At 55.7% G+C, this 24,490-nt stretch carries 19 protein-coding genes; 17 read left to right on the forward strand and 2 right to left on the reverse strand.

The genetic code is table 11. The annotated features are described in order from the left end of the window. The first annotated feature begins 53 nt into the window (after nt 1-53). The 17 genes from Q4T40_21740 to Q4T40_21820 all read left to right on the forward strand — a co-directional run bounded on the left by Q4T40_21740 (nt 54) and on the right by Q4T40_21820 (nt 20,565). Nucleotides 54-1,151 carry a hypothetical protein gene (locus Q4T40_21740; GenBank protein ID MDT8903862.1) on the forward strand — a complete coding sequence of 366 codons (1,098 nt, stop codon included), beginning with the start codon at nt 54-56 and terminating at the stop codon, nt 1,149-1,151. Beyond that, on the forward strand, nt 1,148-2,356 hold the full coding sequence (locus Q4T40_21745) for a glycosyltransferase family 4 protein (protein MDT8903863.1): 1,209 nt from the start codon (nt 1,148-1,150) through the stop codon (nt 2,354-2,356). The genes Q4T40_21740 and Q4T40_21745 overlap by 4 nt, the downstream gene beginning before the upstream one ends. A 169-nt stretch (nt 2,357-2,525) precedes the next feature. Further along, nucleotides 2,526-3,794, forward strand: a complete 1,269-nt coding sequence (locus tag Q4T40_21750; GenBank protein ID MDT8903864.1) for a glycosyltransferase family 4 protein — start codon at nt 2,526-2,528, stop codon at nt 3,792-3,794. Between the two features lie 46 nt (nt 3,795-3,840). After that, nucleotides 3,841-5,127, forward strand: a complete 1,287-nt coding sequence (locus tag Q4T40_21755; protein ID MDT8903865.1) for an O-antigen polymerase — start codon at nt 3,841-3,843, stop codon at nt 5,125-5,127. Next, complete coding sequence (locus tag Q4T40_21760) at nt 5,124-6,383, forward strand: glycosyltransferase family 4 protein (protein MDT8903866.1); 1,260 nt, start codon at nt 5,124-5,126, stop codon at nt 6,381-6,383. Before Q4T40_21755 ends, Q4T40_21760 begins: the two co-directional genes overlap by 4 nt. A gap of 99 nt (nt 6,384-6,482) precedes the next feature. Further along, a complete protein-coding gene (locus Q4T40_21765) occupies nt 6,483-7,448 on the forward strand; it encodes a glycosyltransferase family 9 protein (GenBank protein ID MDT8903867.1) in 966 nt (321 codons plus the stop codon). A 1-nt stretch (nt 7,449) separates the two neighbouring features. After that, nucleotides 7,450-8,691, forward strand: a complete 1,242-nt coding sequence (locus Q4T40_21770) for a hypothetical protein (GenBank protein MDT8903868.1) — start codon at nt 7,450-7,452, stop codon at nt 8,689-8,691. A gap of 259 nt (nt 8,692-8,950) precedes the next feature. Further along, complete coding sequence (locus Q4T40_21775) at nt 8,951-9,586, forward strand: sugar transferase (protein ID MDT8903869.1); 636 nt, start codon at nt 8,951-8,953, stop codon at nt 9,584-9,586. A gap of 49 nt (nt 9,587-9,635) precedes the next feature. After that, the gene (locus Q4T40_21780) at nt 9,636-10,742 is read left to right on the forward strand and encodes a DegT/DnrJ/EryC1/StrS family aminotransferase (GenBank protein MDT8903870.1); all 1,107 of its coding nucleotides are present in this window, start codon (nt 9,636-9,638) and stop codon (nt 10,740-10,742) included. A gap of 58 nt (nt 10,743-10,800) precedes the next feature. Further along, on the forward strand, nt 10,801-11,970 hold the full coding sequence (locus Q4T40_21785; GenBank protein ID MDT8903871.1) for an aminotransferase class I/II-fold pyridoxal phosphate-dependent enzyme: 1,170 nt from the start codon (nt 10,801-10,803) through the stop codon (nt 11,968-11,970). A 45-nt stretch (nt 11,971-12,015) separates the two neighbouring features. After that, complete coding sequence (locus Q4T40_21790) at nt 12,016-13,044, forward strand: thiamine pyrophosphate-dependent dehydrogenase E1 component subunit alpha (GenBank protein ID MDT8903872.1); 1,029 nt, start codon at nt 12,016-12,018, stop codon at nt 13,042-13,044. Further along, nucleotides 13,041-14,018 carry an alpha-ketoacid dehydrogenase subunit beta gene (locus Q4T40_21795; GenBank protein ID MDT8903873.1) on the forward strand — a complete coding sequence of 326 codons (978 nt, stop codon included), beginning with the start codon at nt 13,041-13,043 and terminating at the stop codon, nt 14,016-14,018. The genes Q4T40_21790 and Q4T40_21795 overlap by 4 nt, the downstream gene beginning before the upstream one ends. A 160-nt stretch (nt 14,019-14,178) precedes the next feature. Beyond that, a complete protein-coding gene (locus Q4T40_21800; GenBank protein MDT8903874.1) occupies nt 14,179-15,558 on the forward strand; it encodes a mannose-1-phosphate guanylyltransferase/mannose-6-phosphate isomerase in 1,380 nt (459 codons plus the stop codon). Nucleotides 15,559-15,806: 248 nt separating this feature from the next. Further along, complete coding sequence (locus Q4T40_21805) at nt 15,807-17,210, forward strand: phosphoglucomutase/phosphomannomutase family protein (GenBank protein MDT8903875.1); 1,404 nt, start codon at nt 15,807-15,809, stop codon at nt 17,208-17,210. Continuing rightward, nucleotides 17,194-18,111: a UTP--glucose-1-phosphate uridylyltransferase GalU gene (gene galU, locus Q4T40_21810; protein ID MDT8903876.1), complete on the forward strand. Its 918-nt coding sequence runs from the start codon at nt 17,194-17,196 to the stop codon at nt 18,109-18,111. The genes Q4T40_21805 and galU overlap by 17 nt, the downstream gene beginning before the upstream one ends. 21 nt (nt 18,112-18,132) lie before the next feature. Beyond that, on the forward strand, nt 18,133-19,086 hold the full coding sequence (locus Q4T40_21815) for a PfkB family carbohydrate kinase (protein MDT8903877.1): 954 nt from the start codon (nt 18,133-18,135) through the stop codon (nt 19,084-19,086). A 36-nt stretch (nt 19,087-19,122) separates the two neighbouring features. Then, nucleotides 19,123-20,565 carry a glucose-6-phosphate isomerase gene (locus Q4T40_21820; protein ID MDT8903878.1) on the forward strand — a complete coding sequence of 481 codons (1,443 nt, stop codon included), beginning with the start codon at nt 19,123-19,125 and terminating at the stop codon, nt 20,563-20,565. Between the two features lie 47 nt (nt 20,566-20,612). Here the strand turns inward: Q4T40_21820 and Q4T40_21825 are convergent, their stop codons facing one another. Both Q4T40_21825 and Q4T40_21830 read right to left on the reverse strand, forming a co-directional pair. Beyond that, nucleotides 20,613-21,458, reverse strand: a complete 846-nt coding sequence (locus tag Q4T40_21825; GenBank protein ID MDT8903879.1) for a LicD family protein — start codon at nt 21,456-21,458, stop codon at nt 20,613-20,615. Between the two features lie 83 nt (nt 21,459-21,541). Further along, nucleotides 21,542-24,235, reverse strand: coding sequence for a YadA-like family protein (locus tag Q4T40_21830; GenBank protein MDT8903880.1), 2,694 nt, complete (start codon nt 24,233-24,235; stop codon nt 21,542-21,544). Nucleotides 24,236-24,490 lie beyond the last annotated feature (255 nt).

The raw sequence follows: 24,490 nt of genomic DNA on the forward strand, positions 1-24,490 counted from the left end.
AATTATTTAAAGCGTTTAGACGAATCCTATGCTGTAGCAAAGGTGAAAAAATAATGAAAATTGCATACCTGTTGACTCATGATATTAGACAAGAAGACGGAGTTACAAAGAAAATTACACAGCAAGCAAAGATTTGGCGAGCAATGGGCCATGAAGTAGAAGTTTTTGCTATTATCAATGTGAAAGAGCCGTTAAGTGATTATTGCAATGGTCACCGTTTGTTTCATAATTCTATGTGGTTAGCTGAACCGCGCAACCTTGTAAAAAGTATACGCTCTTATAAACCCGAAATTATTTACCTCCGTTTCGAACCTTTCAAACCCTTCATGAATTTACTTGTACGACAATATCCTACAGTTATTGAGATTAATTCCGATGATATTTCAGAATATCGTTTAAGGGCGAAAAATAACATTAAAGGAAAGCTACTATATTATTACAACTTATTAACAAGAAGAATACTCTTAAAAAGGGTCGCAGGGCTTATTGGTGTAACGGAAGAATTGCTAACTCTGCCGGAAAACCGGAAATCTCGCAAACTATCCCTCGTTGTACCCAATGGAATCGACCTGAAACAATTCGGAACCCTTAAAGTTCCGAAGGATAATTCTATTCCGCAACTAGTTTTTCTCTGTAGTAATGATCAGCCTTGGCAGGGGACTGATAAGTTGATAAGGCTAGCACGAAACTCCATTGGGAAGCTTGCATTTCATATTATCGGAGTTAGTCCGGATAAAACTGCCCCACCTAACATGACCTATTATGGATATTTGCATAAAGAAGGATATGAAGCAATAATGAAACTGAGTGACATCGGAATCGGAACACTTGCCTTGCATAGAAAAAACATGAATGAGGCCTGTCCCTTGAAGGTTCGAGAGTATTTAGCTTATGGATTACCGGTAATTATTGGCTACAATGATACTGCATTTATGGGGCAGGAAGGCCTGCCGAACTGGATGCTAGAAATACCTAATACTGAAAATAACATTGACGATTATCTGATGCAGATTATAGATTTTTCATATAAAATGAAAAACTTTGTGTTACCGAAAAAAAATATATCCTTCATTGATTACAATGAATTGGAAGAAAAGCGGTTGTCATTTATGGCTTCCATACTTGCACTGCAACGGCATGAGAAAGAATGAAAATTGCATTTATTACTTCCAGTTTACCCTGTGGTCCAGGTGAAAGCTTCATCATCACAGAAATCAAGGAATTGCAGCGGCAAGGGCACAGTATCCTGAATATTCCCATGTGTCCCCGGGGACACATTGTTCATCGCGAAACGGAACAAATAAATAGTCTTGTGGCCCCGCTTTTTTCAGTGGCAATAATGATGGGGGCACTGAGGACCTTGCTTTCGGCTCCCGGCCGGTCAAGCAAATGCTTAGCCTGGATCTTTCGCAGTCGCAACCTTCTTACCTTTTTAAAAAATTTCGCTGTTTTTCCCAAGGCCTTATGGCTAGCAGACTATATTCGCCGGCAAAATTTTACCCATCTGCATGTCCACTGGCTGGCTACTTCTGCGACATTGTGCATGATTGCCGCCGAGATTACCGGCCTGCCCTGGAGCTTCACGGCTCATCGCGGGGACATAGTGTTGAATAACCTGTTGACTCTTAAAATGACAAAGGCTACTTTCGGACGGTGCATATCCCTGAAAAGCAAAGCCCTGGTAGAAATGTTAAGCGGCGGCGATAAGGACGGTAAGCTGAACGTCATCCATATGGGGATTGAAATGCCTCAGCTACCTGCGCCAGTCCGGTCACCCCGGGAGAAAAACGTTATTCTATCGCCGGCTAGCTTAATTCCTGTAAAAGGGCACTGCAACTTATTGTCGGCGGCAAAAATACTTATAGAGCAAGGCGTTAACTTTGAACTCTGGCTTGCTGGTGAAGGGGAGTTGCGGAACCGGCTTGCCAAACAGGTAATGAGTCAGGGACTGGAGAATCACGTAAAGTTTTTGGGGCAAGTGAGCCACGATACCTTGATGGGGTATTATGCGCAAGGCCTCATTGCCTTCACCGTTCTGGCGAGTGTAGATCTCGGCAACGGCGAACACGAAGGTATTCCAGTTGCTCTTATGGAGGCGATGGCCTACGGGATTCCAGTTGTTGCAACTGCCACCGGCGGTATTCCGGAGTTGGTCTCAGACGGTGGAATCCTTGTTCCACAGCAGGACCCGGACAGTCTCGCTCAGGCGATAGGGAAATTGCTGGAAGATCGGCATATTTGGTTCCGCCTTTCCCAAGATGCCCGCCAAGTTGTCGAGCGCGATTTTAATGTCGTGGTTACGGCAAGGAAATTGTACGAACTTATCGCAGCCATCCCGTATTCGACTCCTAAGTAAGGGGCTTTGTCCTTCCTAGGATTCCTCGGGACCGGCCGGCTACGATTGTTTTTCGAGAACCACTTGGAAGCAAGTAGCGGCAACATAGGTTGCTCGCTTTAGTTGATCCCGAGGAAGCATCGTCTTTAACCAGGTTTTTGCATAACAAAAGAAGGCAGAGGTAACGACCATGCGTGTTTGGCTGATAACTGTCGGCGAACCGCTGCCAACCGATGGCAGCTGCGTCCGGTTGCACCGTGCCGGCATATTGGCGGACTTGCTCCACGGGCAGGGTCATGACGTGATATGGTGGACATCAACTTTTGACCATATGGCCAAAAAACAGCGCTTTACAAGCGATACCGTCGTCGACTTGGACAAACGATTTCGCATGATTTTCCTGCACTCATGCGCATACGCCTCCAATGTCTCAATCAGCCGGATTCTCAACCATATCGGGATTGCCCGTCATTTTTCCGAACTTGCGCCAAAAGAAACAAAACCAGACGTCATTTTGGTTTCGTTGCCGACGCTGGAACTTTCCCAAGCGGCCGTAGAATACGGTAAGCGGCATAATGTTCCTGTTGTTGTCGATGTTCGAGACCTTTGGCCAGACATCTTTGTCGACCTGTTTCCTACTGCTATGCGGCCGTTGGGACGATTGCTTCTGTTGCCCTATTTCCACATGGTGCGCTCCATCTGTCGGCAGGCGACAGCCATAATCGGCATAACCCCGAAGATCGTTCAATGGGGGCTAGATTACGCCGGCCGGACCGCGACCTGTTGGGATAGGGATTTTCCGCTGGCCTACTCAGGGGTTCAACCGAAAGACGAAGCTTTACGTTCGGCAGGAAAATTCTGGGGAAAATATGGCATAAGCGGCAGCGATGACCAGTTCACGGTATGCTTTTTCGGCACAATGGGTCGGCAGTTCGACCTGGAGACGGTGATAAAAGTCGGCAAAATACTTGAGGAGGAGAATGCCGGCATCCGTATTGTGCTGTGCGGTACAGGCGACAACTTTGAGAAATACAAACAACTTGCTGGTTTCTGCAAGAGTCTGATATTCCCTGGCTGGGTAGGGGCGGCGGAAATATGGACGATGATGCGCTCGTCACACGTCGGCTTAGCGCCCTATTACAGTACTACTGATTTCGAAATGTCAATTCCTAACAAGGTGATTGAATATTTGTCGGCGGGATTACCCATAGTATCGAGTCTTAAAGGCACTGTGGCGGAGATACTGTCCCATCACGGTTGTGGGGTGTCTTATAAGCAGGAGAATCCGCGTGAACTTGCCAATACATTAGCTGATTTGTATAGACAACCAAAACTACTTGAGACAATGTCGAAAAATGCTCGCCGATTGTATGAGGAGCGATTCGCAGTAGACGACGTTTACGGTAAGTTGGTCGCCAGTCTTGAGGAAATTTCCAGCAGCCATAAAAGGGCGAAGTGAAACGGAATTCGTTTTAAATGCATTTTCTAGAGTAGGTGTTTTCATCATGCACGCAATAGGCGTAATCCTGTTGTCTTTATCCTTATTATCAGTGGGGCTTTACCAAAGGAATGCAAGAAACGACTGGTTATCGCCGAGTCGATTTTGGGCGCTAGTCTGTTTTATCATGGTGAGTATCCCCTTATTATTTATTTCTTTTTCAAAAGTATCCGTGCTGGCCATTGCCTGGATACTTTTGAGTGCCACTTGCATATACAGCGGAGCCGCCACTGCGCGTTATAGTGGCAATAATTGCCAAAAAATAACACCAGAAGATTGCCGCTTTCCCGGACTGGGAGTACTGATAATATTTGGTAGCTCGGTGGGACTCGGAGCGCTATTTGTTCAATTCCACATGTTGGGGCACAGTCCGATTGAGGTGTTTTTTACAGCAAAGATTTTTACTATTATGCAAGAAATACAACCGCTGCATATCCAGAATAAAATACCGTCCATTGTTTCAGGTATGACTGGGGGAGTATATTTAGCGGCGATGCTCGGCGGATTTTATTATGTCGCCTACGAGAAAACATCGCTTCGATATCTGGCTTTTTTGCCCTTCGTTCCTGCAATATCGATAGCTTATTGTGTAACTACTAAACTCTCCTTCCTATTTCCCGTGCTTTTCTGGGTCGGATCATATTTAGCTGCTAAGGTATATTTCCGGCGCGTAATTACAACGAAGACGTTGCTCTGGTTTATGGCCGTCTGTGTGGGTATTTGCCTTTTGCTTGCCCTGCTAATTCTCGCCAGATGGAAATCTTGGTCCCCGGCTGCCAGCGGAATCCCTTTTGACGGTCTGATTGGCTTTCGAAATTATACGCTTACCTTGGTTATCGGACATATAGTAGCTTTTTCGCACTGGTTCCCGACCTACATACAAAGCATTTCAGAGGGGTATGGGTGGGGACGGTATACGTTTGCTGGCATTTTCAATTTTCTCGGTTATTCGGTTCGAACGCCTGCAGAATCTGTTGTTCTTTTTCCTGGCCCCTATAATTTATCGAACGTTTACACCGTTTTCCGGCCTTTGATACTCGATTTTGGACTATTTGGGTCATTGCTCGTATTTTATCTTGCCGGCTTTCTCGGAGAATATTCATATAGTCGCCTAAAAATGGGCCAATTGCGATGGATGCCGGTGTTATCAATTTTTTACTGGGTCACGATGTGGAACTTCAATTCGAGTATTTTTAACTACAATTCGATATTACTGGCTTCTTTTATCTTCTTCGGCTACTTCTATACACTGCCTTATATTAAAAAGAGTCTGCCTATTAAGGAGAAGCGATGAAAATCTGGATAGTCACAATCGGCGAGCCACTGCCGACAGATGCGGGCAAGCAACGGCTACACCGTTCCGGCCAGGTTGCTAAAATCCTGTCAAGCCGCGGCCATGATGTCACATGGTGGACGTCATCCTTTGACCATGCCTTAAAACGCGACAGAACTTTAAAAGACGAGGTCGTTACGATAAACGACAACCTGCGTATTTACATGCTTTATGCTCCCGGCTACCGCAAGAATGTATCTCTAGCCAGAATCATCAATCACATTAAAATCGCGAAGAAATTCCGCAAGTTGTCCCGAAATGAGGACCGTCCCGATATAATCTTGACCTCACTACCTTCAATTGCCTTATCGGCCGCCGCCACCGAGTTTGGACGCGAAAATTCGGTGCCAGTGGTTGTCGATATCCGCGATTTATGGCCGGATATTTTTCTCGACCTGTTTCCGGTTTATTTGAAAGGAATGGCGAAAATCGCCCTTTTTCCGGCTTTTCTACTGGCGGAAAAGGCGTGTCGAGAAGCGACCGCCCTTTCGGGATGTACCGCCCCGTTTGTTGAATGGGGCTTAAAAAAAGCCAGACGGGCGCTAGGACAGTATGACAAAGAATTCTTCATGGGCTATTCCAGTCAGGTACCAAATGAGCAAGAAATCGAACAAGCAAAAGAATACTGGCGGGAATTCGGTATTGAAGAAAGCCGGCAAGAATTTATTGTATGCTTCTTTGGAAATATGGGTCGTTATTTCGACTTTGAGACTGTGATTCGGGCGGCAAGACAATGTAAAAGCAAGGGCATGTCTCTTCGCTTTGTTCTATGTGGGAGTGGCGAGAAGCTTGCCTCATACAAAGAACTAGCTAAGGATTGCGACAATATTCTTTTCCCGGGCTGGGTCAATTCAGCTAAAATATGGTATTTGCTTCGGATCTCATCCGCAGGCTTGGCACCCTACGTAAACATAGACAATTTCACCCTCAATTTGCCAAATAAACCTGCGGAATACTTTTCGGCTTCCGTCCCCATCCTGACGAGCCTGCAAGGGATCCTAAGCAATCTACTGGCGGAGACCGAAACCGGGTTTACTTACCAGGATGGTGATCCCACCGACTTGGTAGACAAGCTGATGGATTTATATAATAACCCAGGCAAGCGACAAATAATGGCTGTCAACGCAGGCAAACTATACAACGAACAGTTTAATGCCGATGTTGTTTACAGTAATTTCGCTCACCACCTGGAGATTATCGGCCAAAAGAAGATCTAATAAAAAATATCGCAAGCTGCATACAAATGCGAGGGGAACAAATTGCATCAGCCAGAAAAATTCCTTATCATCCATACGTTTGGCTTGGGAGACATGATAATGGCTACTCCGGCGCTGGAGTTGCTCTTCAAGCATTTCCCTTCAGCAAAGTTCGACTACTTCATAGGATATCGGCCGGTTGCCGAAATTGTGCGGAGCTATCCGCAGACAAGACATATCTATTTAAAACGTGGTGGGTTTGAGACCGTAAGGCAAATCTACGAACTAAGGAAAAATCGATACGACTATGTTTTGATCACAAGTGGGCACAGCTCCTGGAAAAGCTGCCTGTTCGCTAACTTGCTGAAGACCGGCTGTACTATTGGAGATTATGAGGGGAATATAAGCTTTTTTGATAAAGCGACGAAAAGAAGCAGGAATAGCCATCGGATGACTTGCAACCTTCTTATGGTAAAAAATGCGTTCGGAATTAATGAAACCACACCCGCGCAGCCGAAGGTAACCATTTCAAGCCCCCAGAATGATGCCATTATCAAAGAAATAGTCGGAACAGGCAAAACTGTCATCGGTATTCACTGCGGTTCAAGAGAAACCCAATCGTACAAAAGGTGGCCAACCGAGCACTTCCGGCAACTGCTGGCGCTAATACACCAAAACAACGCTGACGCCTTTTTTCTGATTTTCGCCACTGGCACAGAACAACAAGAGGCGCGAGTGATTACCAATCAGTCTACTCATTGCAGCCTAATTCTGGACAAGCCTCTTAGCATTGTAATGGGACTCATTCAGCGCTGCCGACTAATGATTGCCAACGACTCCGGAATCGGGCATCTGGCAGCGGCTGTCGGCACGCCAACTCTCAGCATCTTCGGACCGAGCGACCCGGGGAAATGCGCTCCTGTCGGCGCCCACTGCCGGCACATCAGAGCAGAAGGTTTTTGCAAACCGTGCATTGACGGCACGGTACCATCGAAATGCGGGGAAACTGCCGAGTGCATGGCGGTTCTCAAACCTGAGACCGTTTATAAGCTTGTTGCCGGATTACTAGAAGAGACGGGTCACTAAAATGTTTCGCAACTTATATTCGCATACATTTATAACCACACTATGCATTTTCGCCCTGGGCGCGGCTTCCCTCAAAATCGCCGCCGACTTTTTCGGCAGTGTCGGCTTCGGCGAATACCAGATTGCTCGTCGCGGGATAGCGTTAGTAACTTACCCGCTGCTAATGGGACTCGGCATAAGCTTGCCGCGTTTTATTGCCGGGAATCAGGAAAGTGGACAAACGGAAAAGAGCGCCTATTTGCTATCCGGGCTGCTGATTATAATCGTAAACCTTGGTTTTTGCGGGTTGCTCGTTTTTCTGTTCCCGCAGGAAATAAGTCACCTGCTTTTTGGGAATAGCAAATATCAAGGGTTTGTTATGCCTATATACGCCGCAGTATTCGGTCTTTGTTTCTATACCCTGGTATATTCGCACCTGCGCGGTAGCCTTAAAATACGGGAAGCGAACCTGTTTCAACTTTTTAGTATTGGTCTGGTGCCGATGGGGGCGATTGCTGCCAACGGAAACAGCCCGGCGCAAAGCATCCTTTACACAGGCCTTATCTGGTTTGTCTTGGCCACCTTATACCTCGTATTTATTCTTTTTATAAAAGAGGGAATCCCTAAACGCAGGTTAGAACTTTTTCCACAGATGAAAAAACTGATTTTCTTCGGCCTCCCGCGGATTCCAGGAGAGTTTGCCCTCTTTGGCCTATTTTCTGTTCCGGTGATCAGTATCGCCCATATCACCGGTGTTGAAACAGCAGGCTATTTTGCGTTAGGTTTTTCTTTTTTGCAGTTGATTTGCGGTTTCTTCGACTACGTAGGTGTCATTTTGTTGCCGTTAATCAGTAAGATGAACGCCGAAAAGCGCTTTCCCGAAATAGCCTCTCTTGTGAGAAAGACCCTTGGCCTATCGATGTTGGGCAGCCTAATACTGGTTTCGGGTTTGTTTTTTTTAATGAAGAACATTCTCGGAACCTTCTTCGGCAACGATTTTCTGGCGGCGACGGGAATCATAAAATGGATTATCAGCGGTGCCTTCCCCTATCTTATTTACGCCATACTCCGCAATCCCCTCGACGCCATGGTAAGTTTTCCGCACAACTCCCTTAATCTTTCGATTGCACTGGGCGTCATTCTTGGCGCGCTTTTTTTCGCAAATAGTATCACGGGGTGTATCATTGCCGTTTTAAGCGGATTATCATTACTCGGACTATTGACGTTTATGTCTTGGCGTAGGTGCATTAACACCAACAGATAAAAATGCTAACAGCCCGAACAGGCCTCAATCCCGAAGGAGGCGGCCCGCTGGATAATTAAAGCATTTGGCATTTTTTTGAGCGTCTATTATAATAAATGTAGTTATGCAAAAAGTGACAAGCCTAGGCAAAATTCGGATCCGCCGTCCCCGGCGCCGCAGGGCGAAGAACTGTGCCTTCGTTAATCATACGCCTATTGGTCCGGCAGGCTGGGGAGACCACATACTCCAGCATGTTACATAAATATTGACAGGGGGACTTATGCTCAAACGCCTCTTCGACCTCGTATGCTCATCAATCGGCCTTATTCTTCTTTCTCCAATCCTCATCGCCCTCTCTGTAGCGATCAAACTCGACTCTCCCGGACCTGTATTCTACCGGGGCGTGCGAGTAGGGCGCTACGGAAAACCGTTCCGTATCTTCAAATTCCGCAGCATGGTACCAAACGCCGACAAAATCGGTGCCGACTCCACCAGCGGCAGCGACATGCGGGTAACCAAAATCGGCCACATTATCCGCAAATTCAAGTTCGACGAATTCTCCCAGCTTATTAACGTCTTCCTTGGCGACATGAGCATTGTCGGGCCGCGGCCGGAAGTCCAGAAATTTGTCGACATGTACACCGAAGAAGAAAAAGCCATCCTGACACTACGCCCGGGCATCACCGACTGGTCTTCGATAAAATTCCACAACGAGGGCGACATCATCGAAGCCTCGGGCATAAAAGACGCCGACGAGGCCTATGCCAAATTGATCAGGCCAACGAAGCTCAAGCTGCAGCTGAAGTACGTGCGGGAACACAATCTCTGGGTAGACATCAAAATCATCGTCTGCACCATCCTGACGCTCTTCTCCACTCGAACCGGTGGCGGGGTGGTAGGAGTCCCGGAAATATGAATCTCAGCTCATACGCCACACAAAAACGATACAAAGGGGAATTATTTTAATGATTAACAAAGTCCGTTTCGTAAACCCGGTCAGAAACTACCACATGATCAAAGACGAAATCGACGCCGCTTTCTTCGATGTCATGGAAAAAGGCGAATACATCGACCGTTCCCACCTCAAGCAATTCGAAGAAAACCTGGCGAAATTCGTCGGCACAAAATACGCCGTCGGTCTCAACAGCGGCTACGACTCCCTACATATGTCCCTCAGGGCCGCCGGCATCGGTGCTGGCGATGAAGTCATCGTTCCCGCCCACACCTTTGTCGCCTCCTGTTCCGCCATCGTCAACGTCGGCGCCACCCCGGTGCTCGTCGACGTCACCAAAGACTTCAACATCGACTGCGATAAAATCGAAGAAGTCATCACCGAAAAAACCAAAGGCATCATGCCCGTTCACCTCAGCGGCTGGATGGCTGACATGCCGCGCATCATGGACATCGCCGCCAAATATAACCTCGTCGTCGTCGAAGACGCATGCCAAAGTCTTGGCGCCAGCATCAACGGCAAAATGGCCGGCGCCTGGGGCCTCACCGGCTGCTGGAGCTTCTACCCCTTCAAAATTCTCGGCGGTTACGGCGACGGCGGCGCCATCACCACCAACGATCCCGAAGTGGCAGCTTTCGCCCGTCGGATGCGCTACAACGGCGAAGACCGCGAAACCGGCGAATACTTCGGTCACGGTTTCACCTGCCTCCTGGACAACCTCCAGGCAGCCTTCCTCGACGTCAAGCTCCGCCATCTGCCTGAAGGCATCAAAAGAAGAAAACAAGTCGCCGCGCGCTACAAGGAAGCGCTCAGCGACCTCCCGGACCTGCTGCTGCCCCACTACGATAAACCCGGCTTCGACCACGTCTACCAAAATTATACCCTCAGGTCCAAACAGGGCAGCGAATTTTCCGACTACCTCAAAAAGAACGGCGTCGAAGTCCTGACCCAGTTCCGCAAGCCCTATTATAAGCATGAGGGCCTCAAGCTCGTCGACCGCGGCTTCCCCGAAACCGAAGCATTAAGCCGCGAAGTATGCTCTTTGCCCATGAACGTCGAAACCAACGACGAAGAGATCGAATACGTCATCAAAGTCGTCCGGTCCTTCTACGGGAAATAACATAACCGTTCAGGCCGGATTAAAAAAGTTCTATGCTTATAAGCGGTAGGGAGGAACCATGAAACAGCTTTCGAGAATAACCGAAACCTTCTCGGAGTCCGTCATCCGGGAAATGACCAGGATATGCGACGCTGCCGGCGGCTACAACCTCTCCCAGGGCTTCCCTGACTTCGAAAGCCCCCAGGCCATAAAAGACGCCGCAATCGCCGCCATAACCGGCGGCCTCAACCAGTACCCCGTCACCTTCGGCGAACCCGAGCTGCGCGAGGCCATCAGCAAAAAAGTCCTCGCCTACAACGGCATAAAATGCGACCCCGTCACCGACATCACCGTCACCTGCGGGGCCACCGAGGCGATGATCGCCACTCTCAAGGCAATCATCAACCCCGGCGACGAAATCATTGTTTTCGAGCCCTTCTACGAGAATTACGGGCCGGACGGCATCCTCTCCGGGGCCACCCCCCGTTACGTTACCCTTTACCCGCCCGCGTGGACCTACCGGCCGGAGGAACTGGCCGCCGCCTTCAACGAAAAAACCAAGGCAATCGTAATCAACACCCCCAACAACCCAACCGGCAAAGTCTTCACCCGCGCCGAGCTCCAGGAAATCGCCGACCTATGCCTGAAATGGGACGCCTACGCCGTCACCGACGAAATCTACGAACACATTCTCTACGACGGCGCCGAGCACGTCTCGCTTGCCGCCCTGCCCGGCATGGCCGACCGCACTGTCACCATCAACTCCATCTCTAAAACCTACTCCGTCACCGGCTGGCGGGTCGGCTGGGCGATCGCCGAAAAGACGATCACCCAACGCATCCGCAAAGTCCACGACTTCCTCACCGTCGGCGCGCCCACCCCGTTCCAGCACGCCGCCGCCGCCGCGCTCACCTTCCCGCCCGAATACTACGCCGGCCTGCAAAGCCATTACGCTGAGGCGCGCCAGTACCTTTACGACGTCCTCGTCCAGGCCGGCTTCGAATGCGCACCCCCCAAAGGCGCCTACTACATCCTCGCCGGCATCGGCGACCTCAAGAAGAAACTTGGTGCCGAAGACGACTTTGCCTTCAGCCGCAAGCTCATCGAAGTCGCCGGCGTCGCCACCGTACCAGGGTCGTCCTTCTACTCCGACCGCAGCAAAGGCATAAACCAGGTCCGCTTCTGCTATTGCAAGAAGTGGGAAACCCTCCACGCCGTTGCCGACTCCATGAAGAAACTCGCCAAGTGATGTCCGGAACTTGACGACAAAGATTATAATGATCGAGGTGGAGTAATGTCCGGGTCAATAAATTGTCCCCCGCAACCTCCTCAATTCCGCAATGACGACCTGCTGCCGGCCGAACTGAAAAAGCTTCTGGCTACGATGATGAGGATCCGTGTCTTCGAAGAAAGAATAGCCGACCTGGTGATCGAGAAGAAGATAATTACTCCCTGCCATCTTTATACCGGTCAGGAAGCCGTCGCCACCGGCGTATGCCACGCCCTGAACAGCGACGACTATCTCTTTGGCACCCACCGCTCCCACGGCCACTATCTGGCCAAAGGAGGCGACCTCAAAGCCGCAATGGCGGAAATCTTCGGCCGGGCCACCGGCTGTTCCAAGGGCAGAGGCGGCTCGATGCACCTCGTCGCCCCCGAAGTCGGCATAATGGGCACCTCGTCCATCGTCTCCGGCAGCATGTCCATCTCGGTCGGCACGGCGCTAGCCGAATCAATTCGCGGCTCACAGCGGATAACCGTCGTTTTTCACGGCGACGGCGTCCCGGAGGAAGGCAGTTGGCACGAATCAGCCAACCTGGCGGCCGTCAAACGCCTGCCGATTATCTTCGTCTGCGAAAACAACCTCTACTGCACCCACATGTCGCTGGAGAAGCGCCGCGTGCACGACAACATCCCGGAAATGGCGAAAGCTCACGGGTTCAAAACACTGTCCGCCGACGGTAATAATGTCCTCGAAGTCCTCGCTGCCGCCCGGCAAGCCGTACAGACCGCCCGGGCAGGCGAGGGCCCCACGCTCATCGAGTGCCGCACCTATCGCTGGCGAGGTCACGTCGGCCCCAACTACGACGTCGACCTCGGACTGCGCGACCAGCAGGAGATCGACGCCTGGAAAGATCGCTGCCCGATAAAGCATTTCGGAAATTTCCTGGTCGATGAAAAAATCATGACAAGGGCGGAAGTGGAAAAGGTCTGGCAGGAAGCGTGCGACGAAGTCGAGCAGGCTGTTGCTTACTCGCTCGCCAGCCCGTACCCTGACGCCGCCGAAGTCACCAAGAACGTTTACCGGGGGGCCGGCCAATGACAGTGATAAGCTACGCGAAAGCGATCAACGAAGCCCACCGGCAGCTATTGGCGACGGACGAGCGGGTCTTCGTCATCGGCCAGGGAGTGGAAAGCCCCTGGTGTGTCGGCACGACTACCCTGGGACTCATCGACCAATTCGGCACCAACCGGGTTATCGACACGCCGATTTCCGAACTCGCCGTCACCGGCTCGGCCATCGGCGCCGCAATGACCGGCATGCGGCCCATCGTCTTCCACCCACGCATGGACTTTATGTACCTGGCCCTTGACCCCATCATCAACCATTGCGCCAGCTGGCACTACATGTTCGGCGGCGCGGTCAACGTCCCTGTGACCATCCGCGGGATCGTCAACCGAGGCAACGAGCAGGCCGCCCAGCATTCGCAAAGCCCTTACTCCCTCTACTGCCATGTCCCCGGCCTCAAAGTCGTCGCCCCCGCGTCCCCCTACGACGCCAAAGGGCTGCTCGTGGCCGCCGTCAGAGACGACAACCCGGTGCTCTATATCGACGACCGCTGGCTATACCAGACCGAAGAAGAAGTCCCCGACGAAATATATGAAGTACCCCTCGGCAAAGGCAAGGTCTGCCGTGAGGGGACCGACGTCACAGTCGTGGCCGTATCCTACCTCGTCAAAGAAGCGATCACAGCTGCGGCTGAGCTTGCCAAGCTGGGGATCAGCGTCGAAGTAATCGACCCCCGCACCCTCAAGCCGCTTGACACAGATCTTATCCTGAACTCGGTAAAGAAAACCGGCCGACTGGTAATCGCCGACCCCGACAACCCTATCTGCAGTCTGGGCGACCACATCTCCTCCCTCGTCTATGGCAACTTTTTCGGCCGACTGAAAGGCCCCATCCAGAGGGTCAACCTCCCTGACGCTCCCGCCCCGGCCAGCACCGCGCTGGAGAAAGCCTACTACCCGAACCACCAGAACATAATCGCCTCCGTCAGGACGCTTTTCAGGCAATAGGATATTACTTCGCTTTTCCGGCGGCGCATTAGCGCCGCCATCCGCTTTTTTCGCAATGGCCAAGTCTCGACTAAGCCATTATCCGGCAGGATAAGAGTTTAAAGCCACGAAGATAATCATATAACTAATAGAGTCTTGCTAAAGGCAAAGGAGCATTCCCATGAAAATCATCATCCTTGCCGGTGGCGGCGGCACCAGGCTCTTCCCGCTGTCGCGGGCCAACTACCCCAAACAGTTTCTCAAGCTCGGCGGCCCGCATTCCCTCCTGGCGCAAACGGTAGCCCGCTTCCTGCCGTTGGTGGCCGCAAAGGATATCGTCATCGTCACCAACCACGACCATCTTCACCATGTCCGGGCCGAGCTGTCGGCCTGCAGCGCCACTGCCGCCCACATCATCCTCGAGCCCGTCGGCCGCAACACCGCCCCCGCCGTAGCCCTCGCGGCCCGCTACTGCATCGATAAGCTTGGCGCAGATGACAACGAACTCCTCCTCGTCACCCCCTCCGATCACCTCGTAGGCAACCCCGCAGCATTCGTGCAGGCCATTCGCCAGGCATCCACAGCGGCTGGCAGCCGTATCGTCACCTTCGGCGTCCGGCCCGACAAACCCGAGACCGGCTATGGCTACATACAGGCCGGCGCCAAACAGGGCGACGCATACATCGTCGATTCCTTCAAGGAAAAACCCGACGCCCAAACCGCCGAACGCTACCTCAAGGCCGGTAACTATTACTGGAACTCCGGCCTGTTCGCCTTCACCGTCGGTACCTTCGCCGACGAACTATCCCGGCACCAACCGGCTATCCACGCCGGCCTTGAACAATCTTACGAAGCACTGCTCGAGAGATTCGCCGACCTGCCGGACATCTCGCTCGACTACGCCATCGCCGAAAAATCCGATCGTATCGTCACCATCCCCCTAGACGCCGACTGGAGCGACATCGGCTCCTGGGACGCCATCTACGACGTCCTCCCCAAGGACGCCGCCGGCAACGCCATTCACGGCGACTGTCTGCCGGTCAGCTGCCGCGACTCCCTTATCCTCGGCCACAGCCGCCTCATCGCCGGCATCGGCCTAGAAGACATCCTCGTCGTCGAAACCGACGATGTCATCCTTGTCGCTAAAAAAGGGGAATCCCAGAAGGTCAAGGAAATCGTCGCGGAGCTCAAGGCCCGCGGCCGGCGCGAAGCCGCCGAGCACACCACCGTCTACCGTCCGTGGGGCCGCTACAGCGTACTCGGCGAAGGCCCGGGCTACAAGCTAAAAAAAATCGTCGTCAATCCTGGCCAGCGCCTCAGTCTCCAGCTCCACCACCACCGCAGCGAACACTGGATCGTCATCGGCGGCACGGCCAAAGTCACCATCGGCGCGCAGGAACAGATGGTCCACGAAAACGAAAGCGCCTTCGTGCCCGTCTCCACAAAACACCGCCTGGAGAACCCTGGCAAGATACCGCTGGAAATGATCGAAGTTCAAAACGGCAAATACCTCGAAGAAGACGACATCGTCCGCTTCGACGACATCTACGGCCGCGCCTGAGCGCCGGCTGGCGAAAAGCCCCATCTGCATTGATACGACCAGCTTGTTGCTTGCGTACGTTCCGGGCACGCAAGCAAGCAATCCTCGTCGTGCCTGGCAGATGGGGCTTTCTGAACGGTCTTAGTTTATGTAAAAAAAATCCAGAAATTCAACGCGTCCGCTATTGACGGCAGGACAAAACCGGCTGAAAAACGAATTATTTACCAGTAAATCCGGGCATAATAGCAGACTGTATGGGGGGCGATCGCATGATAAAATTCGGTACCGACGGCTGGCGCGGCATAATCAGCGAAGACTACACCTTCAGCAACGTTAGGCTGGTGGCCCACGCCATCGCCGACTACATCCTCGGCCGCGGCGAAGCGGCCAAAGGGGTCGTCGTAGGCTACGACGCCCGTTTCCTCTCCCGCAGCTACGCCGAAGACTGCGCCGGTGTTTTGGCGTCGCGCGGCGTCACCGTTTGGCTCTCTGACGCCATCCTGCCCACCCCGGCCCTCACCTGGCAGGTCAAAGACCGCCAGGCCGCCGGCGGCATAATGATCACCGCCAGCCACAACCCCGGCGAATACAACGGCCTCAAATTCAAAGCCTCCTATGGCGGCTCGGCCTCGCCCGAAATCATCGCCGACATCGAAACCTACGTCCGCCGCCGCGAAACAGAAGGCGGCGAGTACCCCAAAATCCCCCTGCCGGCCGGCGTCGAAGCCTTCTCGCCCCATGACCCTTACCTCGACCACATCGACGCCGTCCTCGACCCGAAAACCCTCGCCGCCAGCAAAGGCAAGATCCTGTTCGACGTCATGCACGGCGCGGCCAGCGGGTACGCCGCCAGGCTCGCCGCCCGCCACGGCCTCGACCTCGTCGAAGTCAGAAGCGAATACAACCCCTCCTTCGGCGGCGTCAACCCCGAGCCCATCGATAAAAACCTCGCCGCCCTCCGCGCCGCCATGGCCGAGCACAAGGCGGCCGTCAGCCTCGCCACCGACGGCGACGGCGACCGCATCGGCGCCATCGACGCCGACGGCCGCTTCATCAATGCCCACCAGATCATCGCCCTGCTCGCCAAATACCTCCACGAAAAGCGCGGCTGGACCGGCGGCATAGCCCAGACCCTCACCGTTTCCGAACTCGTCAAGCGGGTCGCCGCCAAATACGGCCTCAAACTCTACGAAACCCCTGTCGGCTTCAAATACATCGCCAACCTCATGCTCTCCGAGGACATCCTCATCGGCGGCGAAGAATCCGGCGGCATCGGCATCAAAAACTACATCCCCGAGCGCGACGGCGTCCTCCTCGGCTTCCTGCTCATCGAAGTCGTCGCCGCCTACGGCAAAACCCTCGGCCAGCTTCTCGACGAAATGATGGCCGAGCTCGGCCACTTCTACTACGGGCGCGAAGACCTCCACCTCGACGACGCGCGGAAAAACCGCCTGATGGCGTCCCTCGTCCCCGCGCCGCCCGCGGCTCTGGGCACCCTCAAACCCCTCTCCTCGAACTGCACCGATGGCTGCAAACTCTACGTCGACGGCGGCTGGGTAATGTTCCGCGCCTCCGGCACCGAGCCCATCGTCAGGGTCTACGCCGAAGCCGGCAGCCCCGAACTGCTCGCCACCATCCTTACCGAGGCGGTGAACTATGCCAGAAATGCGTAAAATCAGAAAAGCCGTCATCCCCGCGGCCGGCCTCGGCACGCGCTTCCTCCCGGCCACCAAGGCCCAGCCCAAGGAAATGCTGCCCATTGTCGACAAGCCAGCCATCCAATACATCATCGAAGAAGCCATCCAGTCGGGCATCGAAGAGATCCTCATCATCACCGGCCGCAACAAACGGGCCATCGAAGACCACTTCGACCGCGCCGTCGAGCTTGAGCTCACCCTCAAGGCCCAGGGCAAATACGACCTCCTCGGCCTGGTCGAGGAAATATCCAATGTCACCATCCACTATGTCCGCCAAAAGGAACCGCGCGGCCTCGGCCACGCCGTCCTCTGCGCCAAACAATTCGTCGGCCCCGAGCCGTTCGCCGTCCTCCTGGGCGACGACATCATCGACGCCGCCGTCCCCTGCCTCAAACAACTGCTTGACGTCTACGAGGACCATCCCGGCACCATCCTCGGCGTCCAGGAAGTCCCTCAGGACAGGGTGTCAAGCTACGGCATCGTCAAACCCGTTCCGGTCGGCGAAAACCTCTGGAAAGCCGCCGACCTCGTCGAAAAGCCGCCCCAGGCCGAGGCCCCATCGCGCCTTGCCGTCCTTGGCCGCTACATCATCGAGCCCGAAGTCTTCCCAATCCTTGAAACCACCCCGCCCGGCCGCGGCGGCGAAATCCAGCTCACCGACGCCCTCCGCGTCCTGGCCGCCAGCCGGCCGGTCTATGCCTACCACTTCGACGGCCGCCGCTACGACGTTGGCGACAAGCAGGGCTACCTCGAAGCCACCATCGAATTCGCCCTCAAGCGCCCCGATCTCCGCGACCAATTCCTCCAGTATCTTATAAAAACAGTCAAACCCCTCCTGGTCGGCCAGGAAGCTGCCTGCAGCCGCCGGCCGGAATAAAGAGGGGAGTAGGGGAGAGGCATGACACCTATAGCAGCAGTAATCGGCACCATCTTCATGGACTGTAAAGGCTTCGCCAAACAGAAATACAACCCCGCCGGCCGCAACCTCGGCAGCGTCAAATTCGTCCACGGCGGCGTCGGCCGCAACGTCGCCGAAAACCTCGCCAACCTCGGCATCGACACCCGCTTCGTCGCCAGCGTCGACCGCAGCGGCATCGGCCGGGAGATCACCGCCCGCCTTGCCCAAGCCGGGGTCTGCACCCAATCTGTCGTCGAAACAGATACCCGCGGCATGGGGCTGTGGCTCGCCGTCATGGACGACACCGGCGACCTGGCCGGCTCCATCTCCCAGATGCCCGACCTCCACCACCTCGAAAACCATATCGGCAAAAACGGCGCCGAAATCGTCCGCAATGCCGGCCATATCGTCCTTGAGCTCGACCTCAACGCCCACATCACCAACAAGGTGCTCAGTCTCGCCCGCGAGCAGGGACGCCCGGTTTACGGCATCCCCGGCAACCTCTCCGTCATAATGAGCCACCCCGACATCCTCGGTCAGCTCGACTGCTTCATCTGCAACAACATCGAAGCCGAGCGGCTGATCGGCGTCCCCCTGCCGGCGGACGACATCGCCTCCCTCGAATGGGAACTGGCCCGCTTCGTCGCCGCCAAAGGCCTCGGCGGCATGGTCATCACCCTCGGCAGCGCAGGTAGCGTCTACTACGACGCCGTAAAAGGAACGGCCGGCCATCAGCCCGTCTTCCCCGTCACCGTCATTGACACCTCGGGAGCCGGCGACGCCTTCTTCTCCGGCACCGTCATGGGCCTCATGCGCGGCCTGCCTCTCAAAGAGGCCGTCGTCTGCGGCACCAAAGTCGCCAGCTGGACCGTCCAATCGGACGAAAACACCTGCCGCGACCTCGGCGCAAAACTCGCCGCCGACCCCGTTCTCAAGGAACTTCTTGCCGGGTAGCGTATCCCGGCTTCCGATACGAAGGAGGCGTCCGACATGCTTACCCTTCCCTCGGGCTTCGCGTTCGACTACGCCAACCTCTACGGCGACGGCAAAGTAACCGGCGCCGACATCGCCGGCATCGCCGGCCGCATCGCCGCCGCCCACGCCGCCGTCGGCCATATGCGGGCCACCGGCGAAGTGCGCGGCCACCTATCCAAAGACGGCGTCCCCGAAAAAGTTCTCTTCAGCCAGCTCCCTTACGTCGCCGCCGGCAATCTCAACTCCCCCGAATCCATCCGGCGGCTCAAGGACTTCGGCGCCTCCCTCCGCCACCGCACCGACGCCGTCATCCACTTCGGCATCGGCGGCTCCTACCTTGGCAACCGCGTCCTCTTCGACGCCCACTGCGGCGAATTCTGGAACAGCCGCTCCCCCGAAGAACGTGGCGGCTACCCCGAACTCTACTTCAGCGGCAATAACCTCGACCCCCTGCGCACCGACGATCTTATAAAACACATCCGTGCCGCCGCCGCGGAAAAAACGCCCTACCGACTCCTTCTGGTTGTCGTATCCAAATCGGGAGGCACCCTCGACACCATGGGCTCCTTCATGGTCGTCCACGAAGCCCTGCGCCAGGTTCCGGGGCTTGAACTCTCCGTCGTCGCCGTCACCGACCCGGCCGGGGGCGACAAAGCCACCCTCCTCAAAAAACTCGCCAATGACAGCGGCTGGCCCACCTTCGCCGTCCCCGACGGCGTCGGCGGCCGCTTCAGCGTATTTTCCGAAGTCGGCCTTGTTACTGCCGCCTGCATCGGCTTCGACCTTGACGCCTTCCTTGCCGGTGCGCGATCCATGGACCAAGCCTGCCTGGAAGGCGACCCGCGGACCAACCCCGCCCTTTTAAACGCCGTCCTCAAATACCTCGCCGCCGCCAACCATGGCCGCAACATCGAAATCTTCATGCCCTACGCCGACAGGCTCAAAGCCGTCGCCGAATGGTATGTCCAACTCCTGGCCGAGTCGCTCGGCAAACGCACCGACCGGCAGGGGAGGGAGGTCTTCTACGGCCGCACCCCCGTAGTCGCTGTCGGCACCACCGACATGCACGCCCAAACCCAGCAGCACCAGGACGGCGCCCGCGACAAAGTCGTCCAGTTCGTCCGTGTCGCCGCCTGGGACAGCGACCCCGTCATCCCCGACGCCTTCCCGTCTGCCCGCGAACTAACCAAAATCTCTTCCCTGCGTATGAGCCAGGCTCTCGACGCCGCCCTCGAAGCCAACGCCCAGGCCCTCGCCGCCGACGGCCGCTACAGCGCCGTATTCCACCTGCCGCACCTCGACGCCTTCCACCTCGGCGAACTCCTTTACCTGCTCGCCCTCTCCGTCGCCTACGAAGGCGAACTGGCCGACGTCGACGCCTTCGACCAGCCCGGCGTGGAAGCATACAAAAGAATAATGTCTCCCAAATTGGCAGCTTTGAAACAGGCAGGACGTTGATAAGCGTAAAAGACCAGGGAACGCACTCGCGTTCCCTGGTCTTTTCTTCACATCCCCAGCGGCACGTTGACGATGATCTCGCGCGCGTGGGTCTTGCGCTGGCCTTCGGGCGGCACCGCCAGATCGCCGTATTTTTTCAGCAGGTACGTATCGGGCCGGTTAGGCGCGAAAAACTTGTACCCTTCAAAGGAAACCTCCCGTAGCGGAAAGATATCCTTCCGCACGCGCGGCACCTTGTAATAAAATTCGACTCCGAACGAAAGGAGATCCTGCCCGGGCCGGTTGAAAAACCTGTCGCGGAACCGCTTGGCGCTCCACTCCGCCGCGTACAAAGGCAGGATAAGCGGCAGCCCGACGGTAAACAGCCCGCTCATATACAGCGCCCTGCTGACGGATCCCTTGGGAAACCGCCTTCGGAACTGTCGCAGCCGGTGCCGGAGGGTCAACATCTCCAGGATAGCCCGGTGAGGATAAGAATCGTACGGGAAGATATCCAGATAAATCCCCCGGTAATGGGGAACATAGCCCTTGTCCTTCTCCACAAAGATACTGTTTCTGTCCCGGATTCGCGGCAACACGTCCCGATAATCGGCGTCCGTCTCCGCGGTCTGAAAAAATAGATCTTCCGGCAGCTCCTCCGCCGCGATTTTCCGGAAACGCTCGAAGTCGGCGCGGAGCATGGCTATATCCGCGTCATCATCCCAGGGGATGAACCCCCCGTGGCGCACCGCCCCAAGCAGCGTGCCAGATTCCAGCCAGTAGGGGATGCCGTGCTTGCGGCATATATGGTCCAAGATGCGCAGCATGCGCAGCATCACCAACTGCGCCTGGCGGAGCGTCGTATCCCCCATCGCGCGGTTGTCGGGGAAAAGCGACTGCAAATCCTCTTTCAAGCGCGAAGCCTCCCTTTCCGTCCCTTACGGGTGCAGGCAGAAAAGTGGGGAACTCGCGTTCCCCACTTTCCGTCTGCGGCTTATTACTCTTTGACCTCTGCGGCCTTCGCGTCCTCGATGACCTTCAGGAGCCGCGAGCCGGGAGCGGGCTGGGCCGAAGCCGGGACAGCCTCGTCGCTCTTCTCGACGGCTTTATCCGACTTTTTGTGGCCGATCCGCCAGGTTACGCCCGCGCGGGCCATCTTTTCGCTGCTGGCCATCGCGAAGCCCAGATTGAGGAGCACGTCCTTGCCGCCGCCGTAATGGTAGAGGCCGATGGCAACAGCCTGCTGGCCGGCGTAAGTGCCGACGCCGACGGCAAGCTGAGTCGGCTGCTCGGGATCATAGTCCAGCGGGGCCAGGCCCGACATGGCTGCCGATAAGGCGCCCACGCGGTCCACGCGCGAAGAGAGATCTTTCAGTTGGCGGAGATTAACCGCGTCGGTGCTGTGAAGGCCGTCCGCCACGTTAGTGATCCGCCGCTCGCTGCCGGGCGAACCGACAGATACGGTATTGTCCTGAGTAGCGACCGAATTGTTGCCGAGTGCCACGCTGTTGGCGGCATTGGCTTGAGCGCCCGCGCCGAGCGCCACGGAGCCGTCCGCGGCGTAGCTGCCTGCGCCCACAGCCGTACCCAGATTTCCGGCCTGGCTGCCGATGCCGGCCGCGGTACCGCCCACACCGGCGGAGCTGGCAACTCCGTACGCGGTACCTGCGAAGCTCGCATAGCTGCCAGCGCCGGTGGCGGTGCCGAGGACGCCCGCGTAGCTGCCGAAGCCTGAAGCGGTACCAAACATCCGCGCTTCGCTCAGCGCGCCGGAGGCGGTGCCGAAGAAGCTGGCATAGCTGTCTGCGCCGGTAGCCGTGCCAAGGAATCTGGCCGTGCTATCGGTGCCGGTGGCGGTACCGGCGATGCCGGCGAAGCTGTCTTCCCCGGTAGCGGTCCCACTAGTCAGAGCGGCGCTGTTGGCGCCGGTGACCGTGGCCCGTTCGCCCAGGGCGACGCTGTTGGCGCCGGTGACCGTGCTGTAATCGCTGTACGCACGGGCATTGTACCCGGACACGGTGTCCATGTACCCGGCCTGGGTATTCGCACCGGTCGCGGTGCCGTAGGCGCCCGCTTCGCTGTTGTACCCGGAGGCGGTGCCGCGGTATCCGGCGTAGCTGTCGTAACCGGAGGCCGTGCCGCGCTCGTCGGCGTAGCTGTCGAAGCCGGTGGCCGTGCCGCGGTATCCGGCGTAGCTGTCGTCGCCGGTAGCTGTGCCGCGCTCGCCGGCGTAGCTGTCAAAGCCTACGGCCGTACCATGGGCGGCAGCTTCGCTGTAAGCGCCGATGGCTGAGGCATGTTCGCCTCTGGCGTAGCTATTGTTGCCGACGGCGGTGCTTTGGGTATCGGTTGCCCGGGCATCCTCACCGACCGCCGTGCTTTCGTAACCGGTCGCCCTGGCGTCCTGTCCGAACGCCGCGCTGTAATTGCCGCTCGCTACGGCACCCTGGCCGAAGGCGCTGCTGTCCTGACCGGTTGCCTGGGCGTTTTGCCCAGTCGCCGTGCTGTTATTGCCGTGAGCCCAGGAGAACTGACCTGTGGCGGTGCTGTTTGTACCTGTTGCCCAGGCGCCCTGCCCGAACGCGCTGGCGTTGCTCTTACTCGCCTTGGCTGACTCGCCCGTGGCGGTGCTGTTGGCGCCCTGAGCCTTGGCGTGGGCGCCATAGGCGGTACTTGCTGTGCCGCTGGCCTCGCTCCACGCGCCTCCTGCAGTGCTGTCGACAGCGCTAGCCTTGGCCTTTACACCGTTTGCGGTGCTGTTGTAGCCCTGAGCTTCGCTCCAGGCGCCGGTCGCGGTGCTGTTCTCGCCGGTGGCCTGAGCGTACTGGCCGGTGGCCGTGCTGTATTCACCTGTAGCCCTCGAATCTTGACCGGTGGCCGTGCTAAAGTTTCCTTTCGCCAGCGCGTTCTGGCCGGTCGCGGTGCTATTGGCGCCCATAGCGTAGGCATTCTGGCCGGTGGCCGTACTGTTATCGCCTTCAGCAAAGGAATACTGGCCAGAGGCTGAGCTGTTTTTGCCCGTAGCCCAGGCAGACTGGCCGATGGCGGTGCTGTTTTCGCCCGTAGCTAAGGCGGCTTGCCCGAAGGCGCTACTGCTGGCGCCGTTGGCTTTGGCGCCCACGCCCACGGCCGTGCTGTCGCCGCCGTTGGCCTGCGCGTTGCCGCCCAGCGCGATATTGTTAGATTTGTTGTCGCCGACACCCGCCTGGGCGCCGTTGCCGATGGCGGCATTATTGGTGTTGTTGTTGCCCACCCCGGCCTTGGCGCCGTCGCCGATGGCCAGGTTGTCCTTGTTGTCGCTGCCGTCTGTGCCGGCCTTGGCCTGATAGCCGATAGCAGTATTGTCCACGTTCCTACTGCCGTGGCTGCCGGCCTGGGCTTGATTGCCCAGCGCGGTGTTAAAGTCGTTGTTGTCGCCATAGCTACCCGCCAGGGAGGAGGCACCTATGGCGATGTTCCAATCGTTGTCCGAGTTGGGACTTAGGCCTCGCCCAGCTTTTGCGCTATCGCCAATTGCCGTGTTGTCGTTGTTGGTGGTGTATGGGTTCCACCAAGGGCCGCCCCAGGGATCGCCAGCCTCTGCATTGTCGCCAAATTCGACGTTCGCCGCGAACGCCGGCGTGGCGCTGAAAGTCACCAGACAGAAGCATGTCAATAGCGCCAGCATTTTCCTTTGAGTCTTGGGTTTCATCATTTCCCTCCTTATTAAGCAGTTTTCAAAGAGCAGTTACTGTTCCGGTTAAGCCAAGACCGCCCCCCTTCAGGGAAATGGGATGGGTGAAGTTTTCGGTGGTAGTAATGCGTAGAAGAGGAAAAAGTATACATGACTGATGGAAATAAACCGACCGCCGCAAACAACTCCCATTTAGTTACTATTTTTCCATAAAATTCCAACAAAGTATGTCTAATTTACTCGGACCAGCCCGGAAAAAAAACGACAAAATAG

This window comes from Selenomonadales bacterium 4137-cl (assembly GCA_032334055.1).
Taxonomy (GTDB): Bacteria; Bacillota; Negativicutes; order Sporomusales; family UBA7701; genus Anaeroselena; species Anaeroselena agilis.